Raw genomic sequence first — 17,184 nt, forward strand, 5'->3', positions numbered from 1 at the left:
ATTAAAAGGAAAATTGTTCTAAAATTAGGAGGTTTCCACAATGACAAGTGATACATTTCCACAACTGCCCTTATCTTATTGGATTGAATCTACTCCGTTCCCTACTTTTCCTCGTTTATCCGAAAATATAAAGACGAAAGTTGCTGTTATCGGTGCTGGTATTACGGGTATTACTACTGCCTATTTACTTGCAAAAGAAGGCATCGACGTTGTTTTAATTGATTCTGGTCTTATTTTAAATGGAACAACTGGGCATACAACAGCAAAAGTAACAGCACAACATGATCTTATTTACGACGAATTAATAAATCATTTCGGTGTGGAAAAAGCCAGGCTTTACTATGAATCAAATAATCATGCTCTACAATTCATAAATGACACTGTGCAAACATATAAAATCGACTGTAATTTTTCAAATGAAGATTCATACTTGTATACAACTACTGATAACGGTTTAAGAAATTTATCGAAAGAATATGAAGCTTATCAAAAATTAAATATACCTTGTGACTATGTTCAATCTCTATCGATTCCTATTCCAGTACAATCTGCACTTGTAATGAAAAATCAAGCGCAATTCCACCCCCTCCTTTATTTGAAAACACTTTTAGAAAAGTTTGTGGAGATGGGAGGAAAGGTCTATGAACAAACAACAGCTATGGATGTGGAAAAAGGAGATTATCCACAAGTAATTACAAAAGAGGGGCATCGCATCACTTGTGAATATGTCGTCTCTTGTTCTCACTTTCCTTTTTATGATGCGAATAGCTTTTTCTTTACGCGAATGTACGCAGAACGCTCCTATGCTCTTGCAATAAAAGCAAAAACAGATTATCCAGGTGGCATGTATTTAAGTATTGATGATCCAAAACGCTCCTTACGCTATATAACAAACAATGGAGAAAAGTTGATTTTGATTGGCGGAGAGAGCCATAAAACGGGACAGGGAATAAATACGATGCTTCATTATGAAGCACTCTATTCTTTTGCTGAAGCAACTTTTGGAGTAGATGAAGTTCCCTATAGATGGTCAGCGCAAGATTTGATTACGCTAGACAAGCTCCCTTATATCGGACATATTAACGAAAGCAATCCAAATATATTTGTTGCAACTGGATATCGCAAATGGGGAATGACAACAGGAACTGCTGCAGCTCATTTACTGAAGGATTCCATTCTAAAAGTCCACAGCCCATATAAAGAGCTGTTTGCACCATCACGCTTTCATGCAAATCCAGATATAAAAACATTCCTTTCTCAAAACATTGATGTTGCTAAACATTTAATTGAAGGGAAACTTGAAACTGCATTACGTAAACCAGAGGATCTTGAAGTTGGCGAAGGATCCGTTGTACATGTCAACGGTAAACGAGCAGGTGCTTATAAAGATAAAGAAGGAAAACTACATATCGTCGATACGACTTGTACACACCTCGGCTGTGAAGTTGAATGGAATAACGGTGATTGTACTTGGGATTGTCCTTGCCACGGTTCTCGTTTTTCAATTAATGGCGATGTTATGGAAGGGCCAGCAGATCAACCATTAAAACGAGTTGATAACGAATAAAAAAACAAAGAAGTTCAACAAGAATCCTGTTGAACTTCTTTGTTTTTCATGACACCTTTTCATATAAATTTCGACATAAGAAGGGGAATATTAACAGTAAATAAAATAATATATTCATCTACAAATAAAAGGGGTGAATACTATGCAACCTTCTGCTCCACCTCATCTAGAATCTACAGAAACTATCTTTTCAAGCTCTATTACAAAACTTGTTGTTTTTATTTGTTGGCTCGCCATTCTAGCTGACGGATATGATTTAGGTATTTACGGTGCCGTTCTGCCAAAGCTTTTAGAAGACAACAGCTGGGCACTATCACCAGCTCAAGCTGGAACAATTGCCAGCTATGCTCTATTTGGGATGTTTATTGGCGCTATTCTAATCGGAACCATTACAGATTTAATTGGACGAAAGTGGACACTTATATGCTGTTTAGCTCTTTTTTCTATCACAATGGGCTTAGCTGCAATTGCTCCTTCTCCTGAATTATTTGGGCTATCTCGATTTATCGGAGGAATCGGATTAGGCGGTGTTATCCCAACGGCTTCCGCACTTACTGTTGAATATTCATCAAAAAAACGGCAATCTTTTATTTATGCTCTTATGTTTACCGGCTATCCTTTAGGTATCGTGTTAGGTGCTATTTTATCCATGTTTATGTTAGAAGATTTCGGATGGAGAATTATGTTTGGCATCGGAATGATTCCGCTACTCCTCATTCCTTTCATTATTCTTTATTTACCTGAGTCCATTCAATTTTTATTATCGCGGAATCGACAAGAAGAAGTGAACAAAATTCTTAATCGCTTTCAAATTGAATTCCATGTAAAAGATGAAATTTCTGAAGCACCATCTAATATACAAAAGAAAAATGGATTTCTTACGTTATTCTCAAAAGAATACATAAAAGCAACGCTACTTTTTTGGATCACTTATATAATGGGAATGTTTTTAATATACGGTTTAAATACTTGGTTACCACAGATGATGCGTCAGGCAGGATATCCTCTTGGATCTAGTTTATCATTTCTACTTATGCTAAATATTACTGCAGCTATCGGCGCATTATTTGCTGGGGCGATTGCCGATCGTATAGGAGCAAAAATTGTTATTAGCATCTCCTATCTTATGGCAGCCATATGTATTGGACTACTAACAATTAAACCATCTGTTACAATCATTTATCTTTTAATTGGTCTTGCTGGAATTGGATCAGTCGGTATTACTCAAATATTAAATGCTTATGTAACACAATACTTCCCATCACATATACGAGCTACCTCCTTAGGCTGGGGACTTGGACTTGGCCGAGTTGGTGCAATTGCTGGACCTATTCTTGTCGGTATTATTATGACAATGCAATATGACTTAGCATGGAATTTTTACTTATTCTCTTTTGCAGGTCTTATCGCAGCTATATCTGTTTTCTTTATTCCTACAAAATAAAGTGAAACTTTAATCAGTGTTGAGGTGCATCCCCAGCTGATTATTAGTCCACACCAATCAGGCGTTTACGGGCAGTAAGGCTCCCACAAATAGCGGGATAAAAAAAGAGCACAAATTTACTTGTGCTCTTTTTTATTTACTTCAAACAACATATTTCTAAATAGTGTATTCAAACTCTCAATATCAATCCCTAATCCCTTTTCAATCCCTTTCACGTATTGCTGATAATAATCAATTTGTTCTTCTAAAAATTGATTTAACACTTGAATTTTCAATCCAACATCTAATTCCGTACCCGCTTTTTTCTTTATTAACAACTTCTCAATCTCATTCAATACACTACGTTCTATAGATAGTTCTGTAATCAATCGATTAAATTCTACTGGAGGTAATGTCCCTTTCTCTTCTAGCCACTGACAAGCTAAAATAGGACGTAATACATAAAAGTACTTTTTCAACTTTACATTCTCGCCTTGCAAAAATTCACGATAATTTTTTGAAGCCATATGTAAGTAATGATATATCGTTGCTTTTGGATCAAAATTCTTTTCACTCATTTGCTGAAGCTGCTCTGGAAAGTTAGAGTTTTTCGAATAAAAAATTGGTGATCGAATCCACTCAAGTAAAGCTGGATTTGACTTCGCAAACAGTTGTAATGCCTTTTTAATATCCCAGCCACTTATATCTAAGTCATCACTAATTGGATATTCAATTACATCACGTTTATCATGAATTGATAAATACCATTCTACCGGATGTATATAAACAAACCTAACATCATAATCGCTATCTTTCGATGGAAATCCCCAAGCACGACTCCCCGATTCCACTGCAAATAAAATTTTCACATCATTCTCTTCTTCAATTCTTTCTAACTCTAATTCAATTTTTTCTCTCATTTCATACCATCCCCATTTTTTGATTATTTCCTTGGAAATTCGACAAATATACTATTAATTTTACTACACACTAAAATAACTGCCAGAATTTTTCTGACAGTTTAACAAAGACTATTTTTTCTTTTCAATTACAGTAGCGGTAATTCGTTCAAACTCTTTTTGAATTTCCTCTTTATATGCATCCACTTTTGAAAAATCCATAGCAGCAATATAAATTCGTTCTAATTTATCACGAACTGATTTTGCTTTTGCTAAGAAAGACATCGCCTCATTCATTTTTGCTTTATATTGAATGGAAACGTCACGAATTTCTGTAGCATACTTCTCATCCGTCCCCGGTTTAACAATAAGAGCATACATATCTATAATCTCATCACCCACGCGACTTGGAAAATATTCATGTGGTGCGGTACTATCAAAAATTGCAAATCCTAATTCTCTTACAATAACCATATCAAGACTATTCGGGTCAAATCCGCAATGATATACTTCAACGTCAAAACCTTTTTCTTCTGCTGCCTTCGATAACTTTTTGAGCATTGTTGATTTTCCAGAGCCCGGGCGTCCTTTTATAAAATAACGATGTGGCAATCCTTCTGTTAAATTAGGAACAAAATCAACTGCTCCTTTCGGTGTAGCAGCTCCTAAAAAACGATGTTTCACAATCGATTGTTGCCCCTTTTTATCTGCAAATAATTTCTGAATTAGCTGATCTGTTAGTTCATTTGCTTTATTAAAATCAATGTTATTAATATATATTTTCTCCCACTCATCATGTATAACTAATGCCTCTTTAAAACATCTGTAAGCAGATTTGAAAGCCTTGCTCGCTTCTGATACAAACCGTTCAATTTCTACCTTCTGCTTTCTTAATTTACCTGAGTCCCAAGCAACTCCTAAATTTATATACTCTTCAATAACTCCTGGCATTTTCGGCTCAATAACATGCGGTGATGTTCCATCAACAATTCCTACTTTTAATTTCGGAATAATCACCCCATCAACCGACTTATTATCAGAAGAACAATGCAAAAGCTCAATATCATATCCTTTTTCAACCCATTCACGACCTATTGCCTTAATTAAAGAAGATTTTCCCGTTCCTGGACCACCCTTTAAAATAAACAACCTATCTAGCCCTTTTAAATTCTCTTCGTATAAATTATGAAATCCTCTAGCTGTATTACCACCAGCATAATAATTTAACACATTCCCTGTCACTGCACTCACTCCTTCGCAACAGTCTACTTACATAAGCTACAATATGCGAGCAACTTTATTTGGGTGAACACCTAATTTGTATTGCGTGAAAAAAGGAAATGAATTACAATTTAAATATCATGAATATTTCGAATTCCGAAACTGAATAAACCTTTATCAAGAGAGGCAGAGGGACCGGCCCTTTGAAGCCCAGCAACCTCAGTTTATAAGAACTGAATAGGTGCTAATTCCTGCAAAATGCATTGCATTTTGGAAGATAAAACGCAACTAGTATGTAAAGCCCATCTTTCTTGATCATGAAAGATGGGCTTTTTATTATTTGAAAAACATATATTGGAGGTATTTAAAATGAAAGTAATTGATCTATCACAAACGTTTGAAAATAATATGTCTCAATTTCCCGGAACACCAACAATCCAACTAGAAACCATTACAAGCGTTGAAGAAACGGGATATCAAGTTACAGATTTCCATTCGGTCGTTCATGTCGGTACACATTGCGACGCTCCCGCGCATTTTATTTCTGGTGCAACAACGATTGATCAATTGCCCCTTGATCAGTTTGTAGGTGAAGCAGTTCTCATCGATGTCACTCATGTTCAAGAGAGAAAACTCCCTAAAGAAGTATTGCATAATGCCGACATAAAAAAAGACGATATTGTCATTTTCCATTCTAATCTATCTAATAAATGGAATACAGAAGCTTATGAGAAAGAAGCATTTTATCTTTCCGAAGAATTAGCTGAAGAACTAGTTGAATTAAAAGTAAAATCAGTCGGTTTAGATTTTATTTCTCCCGATGAGGTAACGACAGAAACATCACCCATTCATCACATACTGTTAGGCAATAATATTTTCTTAATTGAAAACTTAACAAATCTAGATGCTATTAAAGCGAAACGTTTCTTTTTCTCAGCAGCACCTTTAAAAATTAAAAATAGTGACGGTGCTTTCGCAAGGGCATTCGCTGTTATTTTTTAAAATATGGACTACAAAAAAGCAAAGATCATCACTGACCTTTGCTTCTATATTTTTTATTTACATTAAGGAAAAATTGTTCCAACCGGAGACGTACCCAAGCTAAATAATCTTTCTCTTTCTTCTTTGTACAAGCTATCTCTTCCCCATCTACCATTCCAACAAGTTCTAGCTCTAACAGTTGCCTCGTGAATGCTAGTATATTTACTTCTTCTGCTGGATACTCTTCTTTTAATTTCTCCTCAATTTCTCCCAATAAAAAACCGTCACGCATCATTGCCAATGCATCAATCCAAAGTGGCGGCATTTCATATTTTTCTCCTGTAATTGTATCTTTTACAATATAATTCTTTTGCTCTTTTCGAAATTGAATCGTGTGTAAGCATACAGTCGAATTTAATGTTAATTCCATCAATACCACCTCTTTCATCATATCTGCATAGAAAAAAGGATGCGCGGGCACCCCTTCTTTTCTTTTCATAACACTACCGAACCGTTACATGAGTAACCAATCTCATGTCGATATTTTCCTCCATTATAAACGAAGTATTTTATAAAAAAAACCCTTCTTGAAACATTTTATTAAATGTTTCAAGAAGAACACTTTTCTGAAAAATATTTTCTTCTACTTCGCTACATCGTCGGTAAATAAATTTCCACTTTCGTTCCCACACCCATACTACTTTGAATCGTGATACTCCCTTGATGTTCTTTAATAATTTTATATGTAATCATTAAACCAAGCCCTGTACCATTCTCCTTCGTTGTGTAAAAAGCCTTTCCAATCTTCTCTAATTTTCCTGCCTCTATACCAAATCCTTGATCCTCGACAGCAATACACAAATACCCCTTAGTTTTTTCATATGCCCGAATATGAATATCCCCACCTTCTGGCATTGATTCTATTCCGTTTTTAATAATATTTAACAACACTTGTTTTAATTGTTTATCATCACCGTTTATAACGGGTAAGTTTCCATCTATTTGCAAATAAACTTTCACTTTATATTGACTCGCATAACTTTCCATTAACTGCACAACATATAAAAGGATTTCCCGTATGTTACACCATTCATAATTTGTTGGTTTCGGTTTTCCTAATAACATCAATTCGCTAACAAATCCGTTAATTCTCTCAATTTCTTGTAACATTATTTCATAGCTCATCATATCTTCAGGGTTTCTTTCTTTTTGCATTTGCGTAAACCCCTTCAAAGCCGTTAATGGATTTCGGATTTCATGCGCAATTGTTGTAGACATAGTCCCAATTACAGCTAAATTTTCTGTCTCTTTCATATTGTTCATCATTTCAACAACCGTTCTTACATAAGATTGAAATCGTTTCAACAAAGAATGTGAAATAATGAAATAGAATACACATAAGACAAGCGGAATCACAACTTTTAGATCTTGTAGTATCAATGTAAAAAGTACGTACTTTCCAATTACACTAAAGGAAACTAAATAAAAATATTTTCTGTTCACGAAAACCGGTGCAAATAAAATTAATAACATTTCTACCATACTACCATGTTCAAAAGCTCTATCCGTTCGCAAATAAATCATTAAATTATTTATAAGATTGATAAACATGTACCCAAATAAAAATAAATATTTTATAGAATATACATAACCTCTTTTTTGAAGATACATTGAAATAGGGAATAATGCTATTACAAATATATATACGCCTATCCCAAGGCTTCCTTCTGGCCACCCTACCGTTGTTCCATTAATATTCATAGCAGGATATACAAAATAATATATAGCGTCATATGAAAAGAATATAATATAGAATAATAATATAAATACCTTTAAAGCTTTTCTTTCTTCATAAATCAAGCTCTTGTATTTGTTCATATAAAAACTCCCCTTGATCGATACGAAAAAAAATCCCCGCCGTTATCTCCTTAAATTATAAGTATGAAATTGCTTTCAGGGCAATACGTAACCTTATAATACTAGAAAGGAAGGAGACTTCTCCTTCCTTTCTAGTCACAACTTATATCCATCTGACCCTATCATGTAGCAGTCCATCCGTAAAATCATTATGCCCTATTACAAAATCTTTCATATATAAATTTAAATATTCACCGTACTTACTTTCTGTATTTAATAATAATTCCTCGACATAATAAGCACCTTGTCCAAAGTGATCTAAAAGTAAACTACACAAACCTGCATAAATTCCGCACCCTACTTGGAAGTAAGTTGCATTCGTTTTATATTTATGAAAAACTTGGCTACTATTCATTACGTTATACATATACGTCTCGCCATTTTCATAAACGAGTAATACACCTACTAGATCCTCTCCTGCAACCTCTTCTTCCGCTGGATTGAATACTTTACGATTCCAGTTCCATAAATCTTCTACCTTATCTAAGTTCTGTCTAATTACATTTGTTGTATACTCATTAATTCGGTAAAGAAAACCAACTTCCATGTTGAAATTTTTCCCTAAAATTAAAACTTCCTCATGTGGCATTAAGCAACCATAAAACTCTCTTTCTCCTAACTTCACTTTATACTCTGAAGCATATACATCCTCATAAAAATAAAGAGGACGATGATGACTCATATACATCGGATAACTCCATATCGCTTCGTCTAGAAATCGCTCTACTGCCCATGACGTATAAAGTGTATACGGCTTTATAAGTGCCGTATCATTCAAAAACGACGTATCATGTTCTACAATATAGCATGCTTGTGGCTGTTCATTCGGCCGTTCTTTCATAAGTTCAACAACCATCCATTGAACAACACCTGGATTCATACCTGAACCTATAATCGCTTTTGTATTTGTAAATTTTTCTTTCTCTTTCTCAAACCTCGTATATCGTTCCGTAAGCTGAAATCCAAGTAAACTATCGTCCTGATCTACCGCCTCATTTTCCAAAGCTGAATTAATATAAAAGATTCCAAGTTCATTACAACAGCTCAGTACCCTGATCGTATCTGCACCCGAAACATCAATAACAACACTCGTACTTTTTTCTGTTAAATGCTGTTTAAATTTCACTACATCTTGAAGGTCTATTTCATATAATGACAAATGACCTTTCAAATTTGGAAACAACTCATCATAATAAGCCCTATCTTTTTGTTTTATATCAACCAAATGAAATGTAACATTCTTTATCACTTCATAAATTGGATCTTTTTCATTTGCTATCGCTTGATTTAAAATTGCTAAAACTGCCTTCGCTGCTCCACCAGCACTACCAAGTAATGTAATCGATAACGAATTTGGAAACTGCTCCACAAATAAAACCCCTTTAGTAAATTAGTTGAGCAGTTCTTCCTCAAAAAATAAATTGAATACATCAAAAGGTGGCTCGTACATATTTTTTATAATTTAGCACAAGATTGCCTCTTCAAAAATCATACTAACATAATTTATATTCAATTCATTTTTCCCCTCATATCCAAATCGAACTAAACAAACAGGCCCGACCTTTCCTTCTGCATATAAAAGAAAAAGCCAGCCCTTTCAACTAACCTACGGACAATGGACAGATTTTACATGTTGAATATTCACATACATTTTTGCATCACGCGCTTTTAATATTTCAATATGTCCTTCATCGATCTTCGCCATTTTTCCAATTTTATTGGATTCCTCACCTAAATCGAACACCATAATCTTTCCATACATTTTAATAAGTTGCTCCTCAAACGTTCGAGCTAACGTAATATTTAATGGATTTACGGGGAGTTCATTTTTATTGAGGGAATAAGGCACTTGGTTTTCTTTATACGGAATTAACCATTTTAAGTGCTTTAAAGATATATATACAGTTTTATAGACTGGACTATAAAAAACAATATAATCGTTCATTACACTTGTAACATATCCATGTATTGAAGCATTACCTGCTACATAAATTTCTGTGAAAATCCCTTTAGATGTGCTTAATACTTTCCTCAAAGAAATTGAAGGAGATTCCCTTTTAATTACAGAATCTACATCAGGTTTTAATATTTCTTCATCATATGGTCTTAAAAATTTATAATATTGGATATGATATAAAGATATATATACGTAGTCTTGTCCATTGTAAAGAACAACAATATCATTTCCTACATCGATTAATACGCCTTTAAATCTCTTTTCACCAATTAATTTAACATATATATTTTCTCCAATACTTTTGTGTAACTCATTCATCTATATCCTCCTTCCTATGAAATTTCAATTTCCCTTTCTTTTATTCTAAAAATAATCAGGGGCAATGTTCTGTTTTTTAATAGTAAGAAACCCTTTTTCATATATCCACAAATAATTACAGAGAAATATGAAATCATTCTTCATTTTCAATCATAATGCCCCTTTTATTTATTAAACATTATTCTTCTTCATTCTTTTTGTTTTTAACTATTTGACTCACACTCTTAATATGAGAATTAATCACATAAATGACCTCATCACCATTAACTAGTGTAATATTCCCATCATGTATATCACTTAATAAACCTTCCACACACTCTGGTCCACCACGATTAATCTTTATCCATTTATACTTCAAGTCATTTAATGCATCTAAAAAAGTATCTTCTTCCGCATAAAAACATGAACCATATTCTCCTTGTGCCTCTTTCACTTTTCTGACTAGACTCTTCACATGTTTCAGCTGATAATACACTAATTCTCCATGAGGTAATTGTAGTGTAAGGTAATCTTTTCCTAACAATGACAGTACACCTACTCGACTTTCCGGTCCACGAAGATTTACTTTTACATTCTCACCAACTAAACCTTTGATTTGATCACAGCATAATACATCCTCCAAATTCATACCCTCCTTTCTGTTTTATCTTCCTCTACTTGATTGTCTTAGTGCGCGAGCTCGATTTGAATTATTGCTGTTTTCATTACTTTTCTCATTACTACTCTCATCACTACTCTCATCACTCTGTCCACTTACAGATGCATTATAATTAACACTCTTAATATGAGATAGTGCAATTAATACAACTTCTTCTTTAATAATCAATGTTACATAACCGCCAGAAACATCTTGTAAAATACCTTCAATTTTCTCTGGTCCACCACGGTTAATTTTCACCCAGCGGTATTTGAAGCTTTGAAGTAGCGTTTCAAAGTCTTCTGCAATGTCTTCTTCCACCCATTCTAAATCACCTACTCCACCATCTTTCGTATTTTGGGTAATGCTTTTCAGATGGCGAAGCTGGTAGTAATGGCTCTCTCCTTTTTCATTCTCTAATCCGAAGTAGTCCGCACCTAATGATACTATTGTTCCTTTTTGAGATTCTGGTCCACCTCTGTTCACTCTTACATAAGATCCAATTAAGTCTTTCAAAAAATCCCAATGAAATAAACTCACGAGAAAACCCCTTCCATTAATTTATAAGCTTTTGCACTGATAGTATATGTATCTGTACAGGTTACGTTCTCTATGTTTGTCCTAGCTCGAAAAAAATATGCTTTTAACATGGTAGACTACTACCTATCAAAATTCTAAGAAATCCTGAGGGCTCCTTAGGATTTTGATATCTTTAGATAAAAAAATCCCGTATGAAGATACATTTCTGCATATCTTCATACGGGATTTCCTAAAGTTTAGTCTTCGTCTTTAACGTCCATATCTTCTGGAATTGGTTCGTTTAATATTTCTTCTACTAATTGTTTATATTTCTCCATTTGTTCTAAATGCGTGTTGAATTGTTCTTTATTTAATAAATATTGCTCTCCATCGAATAGCGCACGAACTTTCTTTTGCTGAATTAGCTCTTCAATATACGATTTTGGTAAATTCAAATACTCCGCAGCTTCTTCTATTGTTATATACAATGCGTTCATTCCTTTATTGTTTTTTCATATATACTGTATCTTACTTTATTTTTGTAAACAAATAAAAAAGATTTTGTAAATGCAGTTTAAAAAGCAGGTAGAACCATTCCATATATTGTATAATAATATAGTAAGTATTTTTTTAAATATAGAATGGTATCACCCATTTACACAAAGGAGAGTTAACATATGGCTACTCGTCACATCATTACAATGTTAGAAAAAACATTACAAGTTGAAACAGAAAACACAACTTCTCATTTAACTACATCTTTATCTGATCGTATTCTTTCTCAAGGCGTAGCAATACACGAAATCAATTGTTATCATACAATTGGTGAATGGTACAAAAATCATTTCTTATTCCAACAAGATGATTTTCTATGGGCTAAATATGCTTTCTACGACGCATATTGTGAAGCGATAAAAAAACAAGGGCATCTTACAAAACGCGTTCGTCAAATATTAGAGTCATTGGCTCGAAAACATGGAAAACAATACATTGCTTCTATACTAAATATGCCATTTCCTAACGAACGAGCAGAAGGAACAGCGTAAACAAAACATAGATTCATTATTTTCTAGACTGATTTACAAATAAAATGTTCATGTCATATGAACTGATGAAACCGGTGTCATAATAATGATTGAAAATATAGTAAACAGGAAAACCCCCATTTACATCTCTCGTCTATTTGAATAGAGAAGTAAATGGGGGTATACTTGTACCTTTATCCCGCTATTTGTGGACAGTAAAAGCCCGATTAGTGAAGGTTAATAATCAGTGCAGGATAGCCCCCACTGATTAAAGTTTCACTTTATTATTTCATCATTTGCTTTATCAATTCTCGATTTCGTTTTTTAAATACTTCATTATGCGAAGAAACCATTCCGTACTCACTTGCATCTGGCTGAATAAATTGTTTCGCTTTATTCACAGCATTTCCAGCATCTTGGAATGCTCCCGCAATTAAATGCAATTTCCCATCATGTTTCAAAATATCTCCCGCAGCATATAATCCATCTACAGAAGACTCACTATTTGCATTACCTGCAATATAAAAATTATCTATAATCGCAACGTCCAACTCACTATTTTCTAATAATGTAATGTCACGTTCATATCCATGATTAATAATAACTTCATCAATAGGTAAATGAGAAACTTCACCTGTCTCATGATTCGTTAATTCTACATATTCAATCGCTTCATGATTATCACCAGCAACTAATTTTGTAATCGATGTATTCAGAAAACACTCCGCTGAGCTGTTCATTAGTTGTTTTACTTGTGCTTCATGACCAGATAATTCTTCTTTTCTATATGTTACATACACTTTTTTCGCGATTGGTTCTAATTCGTTCGCCCAATCAACGGCAGAATTTCCTCCACCAGAAATAATGATCGTTTTATCTTTGAAACGCATTAAAGATTTAACTGTATAATTTAAATTCGATACTTCAAATCGCTCCGCACCTTCAATCGATAACTTTTGCGGTTTCAATATACCGCTTCCAGTTGCGACGATAATTGTTTTTGAAAAATGTTCTTCGCCAGTACTTGTTTTTAGCGTAAAAGTTCCATCTTCATTACGAATAATTGATTCTACTTTTGTATTTAATACAACTTCCGGCTTAAATGTTAGCCCTTGCTGTACAAGTTGTTCAATTAATTTATCACCTGTAACTGGCAATAGCCCTCCTACATCCCAAATCATCTTCTCCGGATAAACATGTATTTTTCCACCTAACTGTGGTTGAAATTCTATTATTTTCGTTTTCATCTCTCTAAGTCCACTATAAAAAGCTGAATAAAGCCCTGCAGGTCCTCCGCCTATTACAGTTACATCAAACAATTCTTCTCGATTCATTCGTGCTCACTCCTCAGCTACTAATCATTGATTATCATTCTCAATAAAATATAACCTGTTTCCGCAAAATTTACAATCAAAATTACTATTGACAATACACCCATATAAAATTATATTATTTAAAGAATCAATAGTGATAATCATTATCAACTTGTTAATAATTAGCAAATTTGGGATTACATCTTCTTTCATTAATATGGTTAATACTATTTTGTGAAATCTCAAATTCAAGATTTTTAATAAACATTTTGCATTACCACTACTCTTTCAAAAAGATTGCAGTTAAACAAATTATTGTATACACATACATCTATGTTAAAGGAGAAAGACGATGAAAAAGTTATTTATTTCACTAACAGTTCTTTTCGTTCTTGTTATGAGTGCTTGTAGCAACGGCTCTACAGACAAAAAGAATGATGCAAAAGGTAGTAAATCAGAAACAATTACATACCAATCTGAAAATGGTAAAGTAGAAGTTCCTGCAAATCCAAAACGCGTTGTTGTTTTATCATCATTCGCTGGTAACGTAATGTCATTAGGCGTAAATGTTGTTGGGGTAGATTCATGGTCTAAACAAAACCCACGTTTTGATAGTAAACTTAAAGATGTTGCTGAAGTATCAGATGAAAATGTTGAAAAAATCGCTGAACTAAATCCAGATTTAATCATTGGTTTATCAAATATTAAAAATGTTGATAAGTTAAAGAAAATCGCACCTACTGTAACATACACTTACGGAAAAGTTGATTACTTAACACAACATTTAGAAATCGGTAAGTTATTAAACAAAGAAAAAGAAGCAAAAACTTGGATTGATGATTTCAAGAAACGTGCACAAGAAGCTGGTAAAGAAATTAAAGCAAAAATTGGTGAAGATGCAACAGTATCAGTTGTTGAAAACTTCAATAAACAGCTTTATGTATACGGCGAGAACTGGGGCCGCGGAACAGAAATTCTGTACCAAGAAATGAAATTAAAAATGCCTGAAAAAGTAAAAGAAAAAGCTTTAAAAGAAGGTTACTACGCATTATCTACTGAGGTATTGCCTGAGTTTGCTGGTGATTACTTAATCGTAAGTAAAAACAAAGATACTGATAACTCCTTCCAAGAGACAGAATCATATAAAAACATTCCAGCAGTAAAAAATAATCGCGTATACGAAGCAAACATGATGGAATTCTATTTCAATGATCCACTTACATTAGATTTCCAACTAGACTTCTTCAAGAAAAGCTTTCTTGGTAAATAATACAAACATGAGGAATTCTTAATTTAAGAATTCCTCTTCCTTTATTCTATGAACAGAAAAGATGTGAAACGAATGACAAAAGATCATGACAATCCACGTTCTATAGCTTTTACATACAAACTAATTTTGAGCATAATTGCATTCTTTCTTATTTTTATGGTTGCAATGGTATTAGGGGCTGCAGATACTTCAATAAAGGATGTATGGTTAGCACTTACTTCCTCCGCTAAAGGAGACAAAATATCTATTATTCGTGAAATACGTTTACCACGTGAAGTTGCTGCTATTTTTGTAGGGGCTGGACTAGCCGTTTCTGGGGCAATTATGCAAGGATTAACACGAAATCCCCTTGCAGACCCTGGCTTACTTGGGCTAACGGGTGGCGCAAATGCTGCACTTGCACTAACACTTGCTTTCAACCCTTCCATAAGCTACCTGTACTTAACATTAGCTTGCTTTATCGGCGCTGCGGTAGGGGCAATTATGGTATTTGGAATTGGTATGGTGAAAAAAGGCGGACTTTCTCCTCTTCGAATTGTATTAGCAGGTGCTGCAGTTTCAGCATTTCTACTCGCAATTTCGGAAGGAGTCGGCATTTACTTCAAAATTTCACAAGATGTATCACTTTGGACTGCTGGAGGGGTGATTGGAACTACTTGGAGTCAATTGAAAATTATTATTCCAGTCATTTCAATAAGTATCTTTATCGCTATCTTATTTGCAAGAAAATTGACAGTCCTTAGTTTCAGTGAAGAAGTTGCTGTTGGACTCGGTCAAAAAATCATTGTTATTAAAACAATTTTGTTTATCATTATTATCTTACTTGCTGGTGCTTCTGTGGCGCTTGTCGGAAATATGGCATTTATCGGTTTAATGATACCTCATATGGTGCGTCCTATTGTTGGTCCAGATTACCGATTTATTATTCCGATGTCAGCAATTGCTGGTGCTTCCTTTATGTTACTTGCAGACACAATCGGACGTACAATTAATGCTCCGTATGAAACACCCGTTGCTGCTATCGTCGCAATTGTAGGATTACCATTCTTCCTATTCATTGTTCGTAAAGGAGGAAAAACATTCTCATGATGCCATCTATTTTAAGAAAACAACGTCTTATTATACTCGCATTACTTATACTAACTATTACAACCATTGTAATTGGAATGGGACTCGGTTCAGCATCTTTATCTTATGATCGACTACTCCCAACGCTAATGGGACAAGGTTCATTTAAAGAAGAATTCGTTTTATATTCTTTAAGACTACCTAGAATTATCATTACAGTATTAGCTGGTATGGCACTCGCTTTATCAGGTGCTATCCTTCAAGGCATTACACGTAACGATTTAGCTGAACCTGGTATTCTCGGGATTAACTCTGGTGCTGGTGTTGCTGTTTCTATTTTCTTTTTATACTTTCCAATAGATGTAGGTTCATTTCTTTATTTACTACCAGTCGTTGGATTTATCGGGGCTTTTCTTACAGCTGTTTTAATTTACGTATTTTCATATAGTCAATCAACAGGGCTTCAGCCAATACGATTAACATTAACCGGTATCGGTTTTTCATTTGCACTATCTGGAGCAATGATTGTCCTTATTTCATCTGCTGATCGTATGAAAGTCGACTTTATCGCCAAATGGATTGCCGGAAACATTTGGGGAGATGATTGGATCTTCATTTTCGCAATGCTCCCATGGTTAATCGTATTAATTCCATTTGTTTTCTATAAAGCAAATCGATTAAACATTTTAGCATTAAACGAACCAGTCGCAATCGGCGTTGGAATTGAAATTGAAAAAGAACGCAGATACTTATTAATTGCAGCCGTTGCACTTGCAGCTGCAGCAGTTTCCGTAACAGGAGGAATTAGCTTTATCGGGCTGATGGCTCCTCATATCGCAAAATCTTTAGTAGGCCCAAGACATCAAATCTTCATGCCTATCGCCCTTTTAATCGGCGGATGGCTATTACTATTAGCAGACACAATCGGACGAAACATCGTTGAACCTAACGGTATTCCGGCAGGTATTGTCGTTGCTTTAATTGGTGCTCCTTACTTTATGTATTTATTGCTTAAGAAAGCATAAAAAACACCCTCAAGAGTGCAATCTTGAGGGTGTTTTCGTTTCAT

At 34.3% G+C, this 17,184-nt stretch carries 17 protein-coding genes and 1 riboswitch; of the genes, 7 read left to right on the forward strand and 10 right to left on the reverse strand.

Annotated features, from left to right (window positions below; all coding sequences use genetic code 11):
* The first annotated feature begins 40 nt into the window (after positions 1 to 40).
* Positions 41 to 1,567 (forward strand): FAD-dependent oxidoreductase, encoded by a 1,527-nt coding sequence (locus tag G9F74_RS13685; RefSeq protein WP_016107441.1) that lies wholly within the window; start codon positions 41 to 43, stop codon positions 1,565 to 1,567.
* A 142-nt stretch (positions 1,568 to 1,709) separates the two neighbouring features.
* Positions 1,710 to 3,011 carry an MFS transporter gene (locus tag G9F74_RS13690; protein WP_001183101.1) on the forward strand — a complete coding sequence of 434 codons (1,302 nt, stop codon included), beginning with the start codon at positions 1,710 to 1,712 and terminating at the stop codon, positions 3,009 to 3,011.
* A 116-nt stretch (positions 3,012 to 3,127) separates the two neighbouring features.
* On the opposite strand, the gene G9F74_RS13695 is transcribed toward G9F74_RS13690, so the two are convergent.
* The gene (locus tag G9F74_RS13695) at positions 3,128 to 3,910 is read right to left on the reverse strand and encodes a nucleotidyltransferase domain-containing protein (RefSeq protein WP_001208227.1); all 783 of its coding nucleotides are present in this window, start codon (positions 3,908 to 3,910) and stop codon (positions 3,128 to 3,130) included.
* 111 nt (positions 3,911 to 4,021) lie between these two features.
* Positions 4,022 to 5,131 (reverse strand): PRK06851 family protein, encoded by a 1,110-nt coding sequence (locus G9F74_RS13700; RefSeq protein WP_016107440.1) that lies wholly within the window; start codon positions 5,129 to 5,131, stop codon positions 4,022 to 4,024.
* A gap of 150 nt (positions 5,132 to 5,281) precedes the next feature.
* Positions 5,282 to 5,394: riboswitch (SAM riboswitch) on the forward strand.
* Between the two features lie 85 nt (positions 5,395 to 5,479).
* Here G9F74_RS13700 and G9F74_RS13705 point away from each other — a divergent pair.
* A complete protein-coding gene (locus tag G9F74_RS13705; RefSeq protein WP_000862992.1) occupies positions 5,480 to 6,112 on the forward strand; it encodes a cyclase family protein in 633 nt (210 codons plus the stop codon).
* Between the two features lie 28 nt (positions 6,113 to 6,140).
* On the opposite strand, the gene G9F74_RS13710 is transcribed toward G9F74_RS13705, so the two are convergent.
* The 7 genes from G9F74_RS13710 to G9F74_RS13740 all read right to left on the reverse strand — a co-directional run bounded on the left by G9F74_RS13710 (position 6,141) and on the right by G9F74_RS13740 (position 11,936).
* Complete coding sequence (locus G9F74_RS13710; protein ID WP_016107439.1) at positions 6,141 to 6,521, reverse strand: hypothetical protein; 381 nt, start codon at positions 6,519 to 6,521, stop codon at positions 6,141 to 6,143.
* Between the two features lie 221 nt (positions 6,522 to 6,742).
* On the reverse strand, positions 6,743 to 7,969 hold the full coding sequence (locus G9F74_RS13715; protein ID WP_001046090.1) for an ATP-binding protein: 1,227 nt from the start codon (positions 7,967 to 7,969) through the stop codon (positions 6,743 to 6,745).
* Positions 7,970 to 8,111: 142 nt separating this feature from the next.
* Complete coding sequence (locus G9F74_RS13720) at positions 8,112 to 9,377, reverse strand: hypothetical protein (RefSeq protein WP_016107438.1); 1,266 nt, start codon at positions 9,375 to 9,377, stop codon at positions 8,112 to 8,114.
* Positions 9,378 to 9,614: 237 nt separating this feature from the next.
* Positions 9,615 to 10,283: an LSm family protein gene (locus tag G9F74_RS13725; protein WP_016107437.1), complete on the reverse strand. Its 669-nt coding sequence runs from the start codon at positions 10,281 to 10,283 to the stop codon at positions 9,615 to 9,617.
* Positions 10,284 to 10,461: 178 nt separating this feature from the next.
* Positions 10,462 to 10,905, reverse strand: coding sequence for a hypothetical protein (locus G9F74_RS13730; RefSeq protein WP_016107436.1), 444 nt, complete (start codon positions 10,903 to 10,905; stop codon positions 10,462 to 10,464).
* A gap of 21 nt (positions 10,906 to 10,926) precedes the next feature.
* Positions 10,927 to 11,460 (reverse strand): LSm family protein, encoded by a 534-nt coding sequence (locus tag G9F74_RS13735; protein WP_000051643.1) that lies wholly within the window; start codon positions 11,458 to 11,460, stop codon positions 10,927 to 10,929.
* Positions 11,461 to 11,696: 236 nt separating this feature from the next.
* A complete protein-coding gene (locus tag G9F74_RS13740) occupies positions 11,697 to 11,936 on the reverse strand; it encodes a helix-turn-helix domain-containing protein (protein WP_002037874.1) in 240 nt (79 codons plus the stop codon).
* Between the two features lie 180 nt (positions 11,937 to 12,116).
* Here G9F74_RS13740 and G9F74_RS13745 point away from each other — a divergent pair, with 180 nt between their 5' ends.
* Positions 12,117 to 12,485 (forward strand): hypothetical protein, encoded by a 369-nt coding sequence (locus G9F74_RS13745; protein WP_016107435.1) that lies wholly within the window; start codon positions 12,117 to 12,119, stop codon positions 12,483 to 12,485.
* A gap of 263 nt (positions 12,486 to 12,748) precedes the next feature.
* Here the strand turns inward: G9F74_RS13745 and G9F74_RS13750 are convergent, their stop codons facing one another.
* Positions 12,749 to 13,798 carry an NAD(P)/FAD-dependent oxidoreductase gene (locus G9F74_RS13750; protein ID WP_001078287.1) on the reverse strand — a complete coding sequence of 350 codons (1,050 nt, stop codon included), beginning with the start codon at positions 13,796 to 13,798 and terminating at the stop codon, positions 12,749 to 12,751.
* Positions 13,799 to 14,129: 331 nt separating this feature from the next.
* On the opposite strand from G9F74_RS13750, the gene G9F74_RS13755 reads away from it, so the two are divergent.
* The 3 genes from G9F74_RS13755 to G9F74_RS13765 are packed head-to-tail and all read left to right on the forward strand — an operon-like array spanning position 14,130 to position 17,140.
* Positions 14,130 to 15,047 carry an iron-hydroxamate ABC transporter substrate-binding protein gene (locus G9F74_RS13755; RefSeq protein ID WP_000732581.1) on the forward strand — a complete coding sequence of 306 codons (918 nt, stop codon included), beginning with the start codon at positions 14,130 to 14,132 and terminating at the stop codon, positions 15,045 to 15,047.
* 48 nt (positions 15,048 to 15,095) lie between these two features.
* Positions 15,096 to 16,136, forward strand: coding sequence for a FecCD family ABC transporter permease (locus G9F74_RS13760; RefSeq protein ID WP_002037873.1), 1,041 nt, complete (start codon positions 15,096 to 15,098; stop codon positions 16,134 to 16,136).
* A complete protein-coding gene (locus G9F74_RS13765; protein WP_000982878.1) occupies positions 16,133 to 17,140 on the forward strand; it encodes a FecCD family ABC transporter permease in 1,008 nt (335 codons plus the stop codon). Before G9F74_RS13760 ends, G9F74_RS13765 begins: the two co-directional genes overlap by 4 nt.
* Positions 17,141 to 17,184 lie beyond the last annotated feature (44 nt).

It is taken from the genome of Bacillus sp. EKM202B (assembly GCF_011066025.1).
Lineage (GTDB): Bacteria > Bacillota > Bacilli > Bacillales > Bacillaceae_G > Bacillus_A > Bacillus_A toyonensis.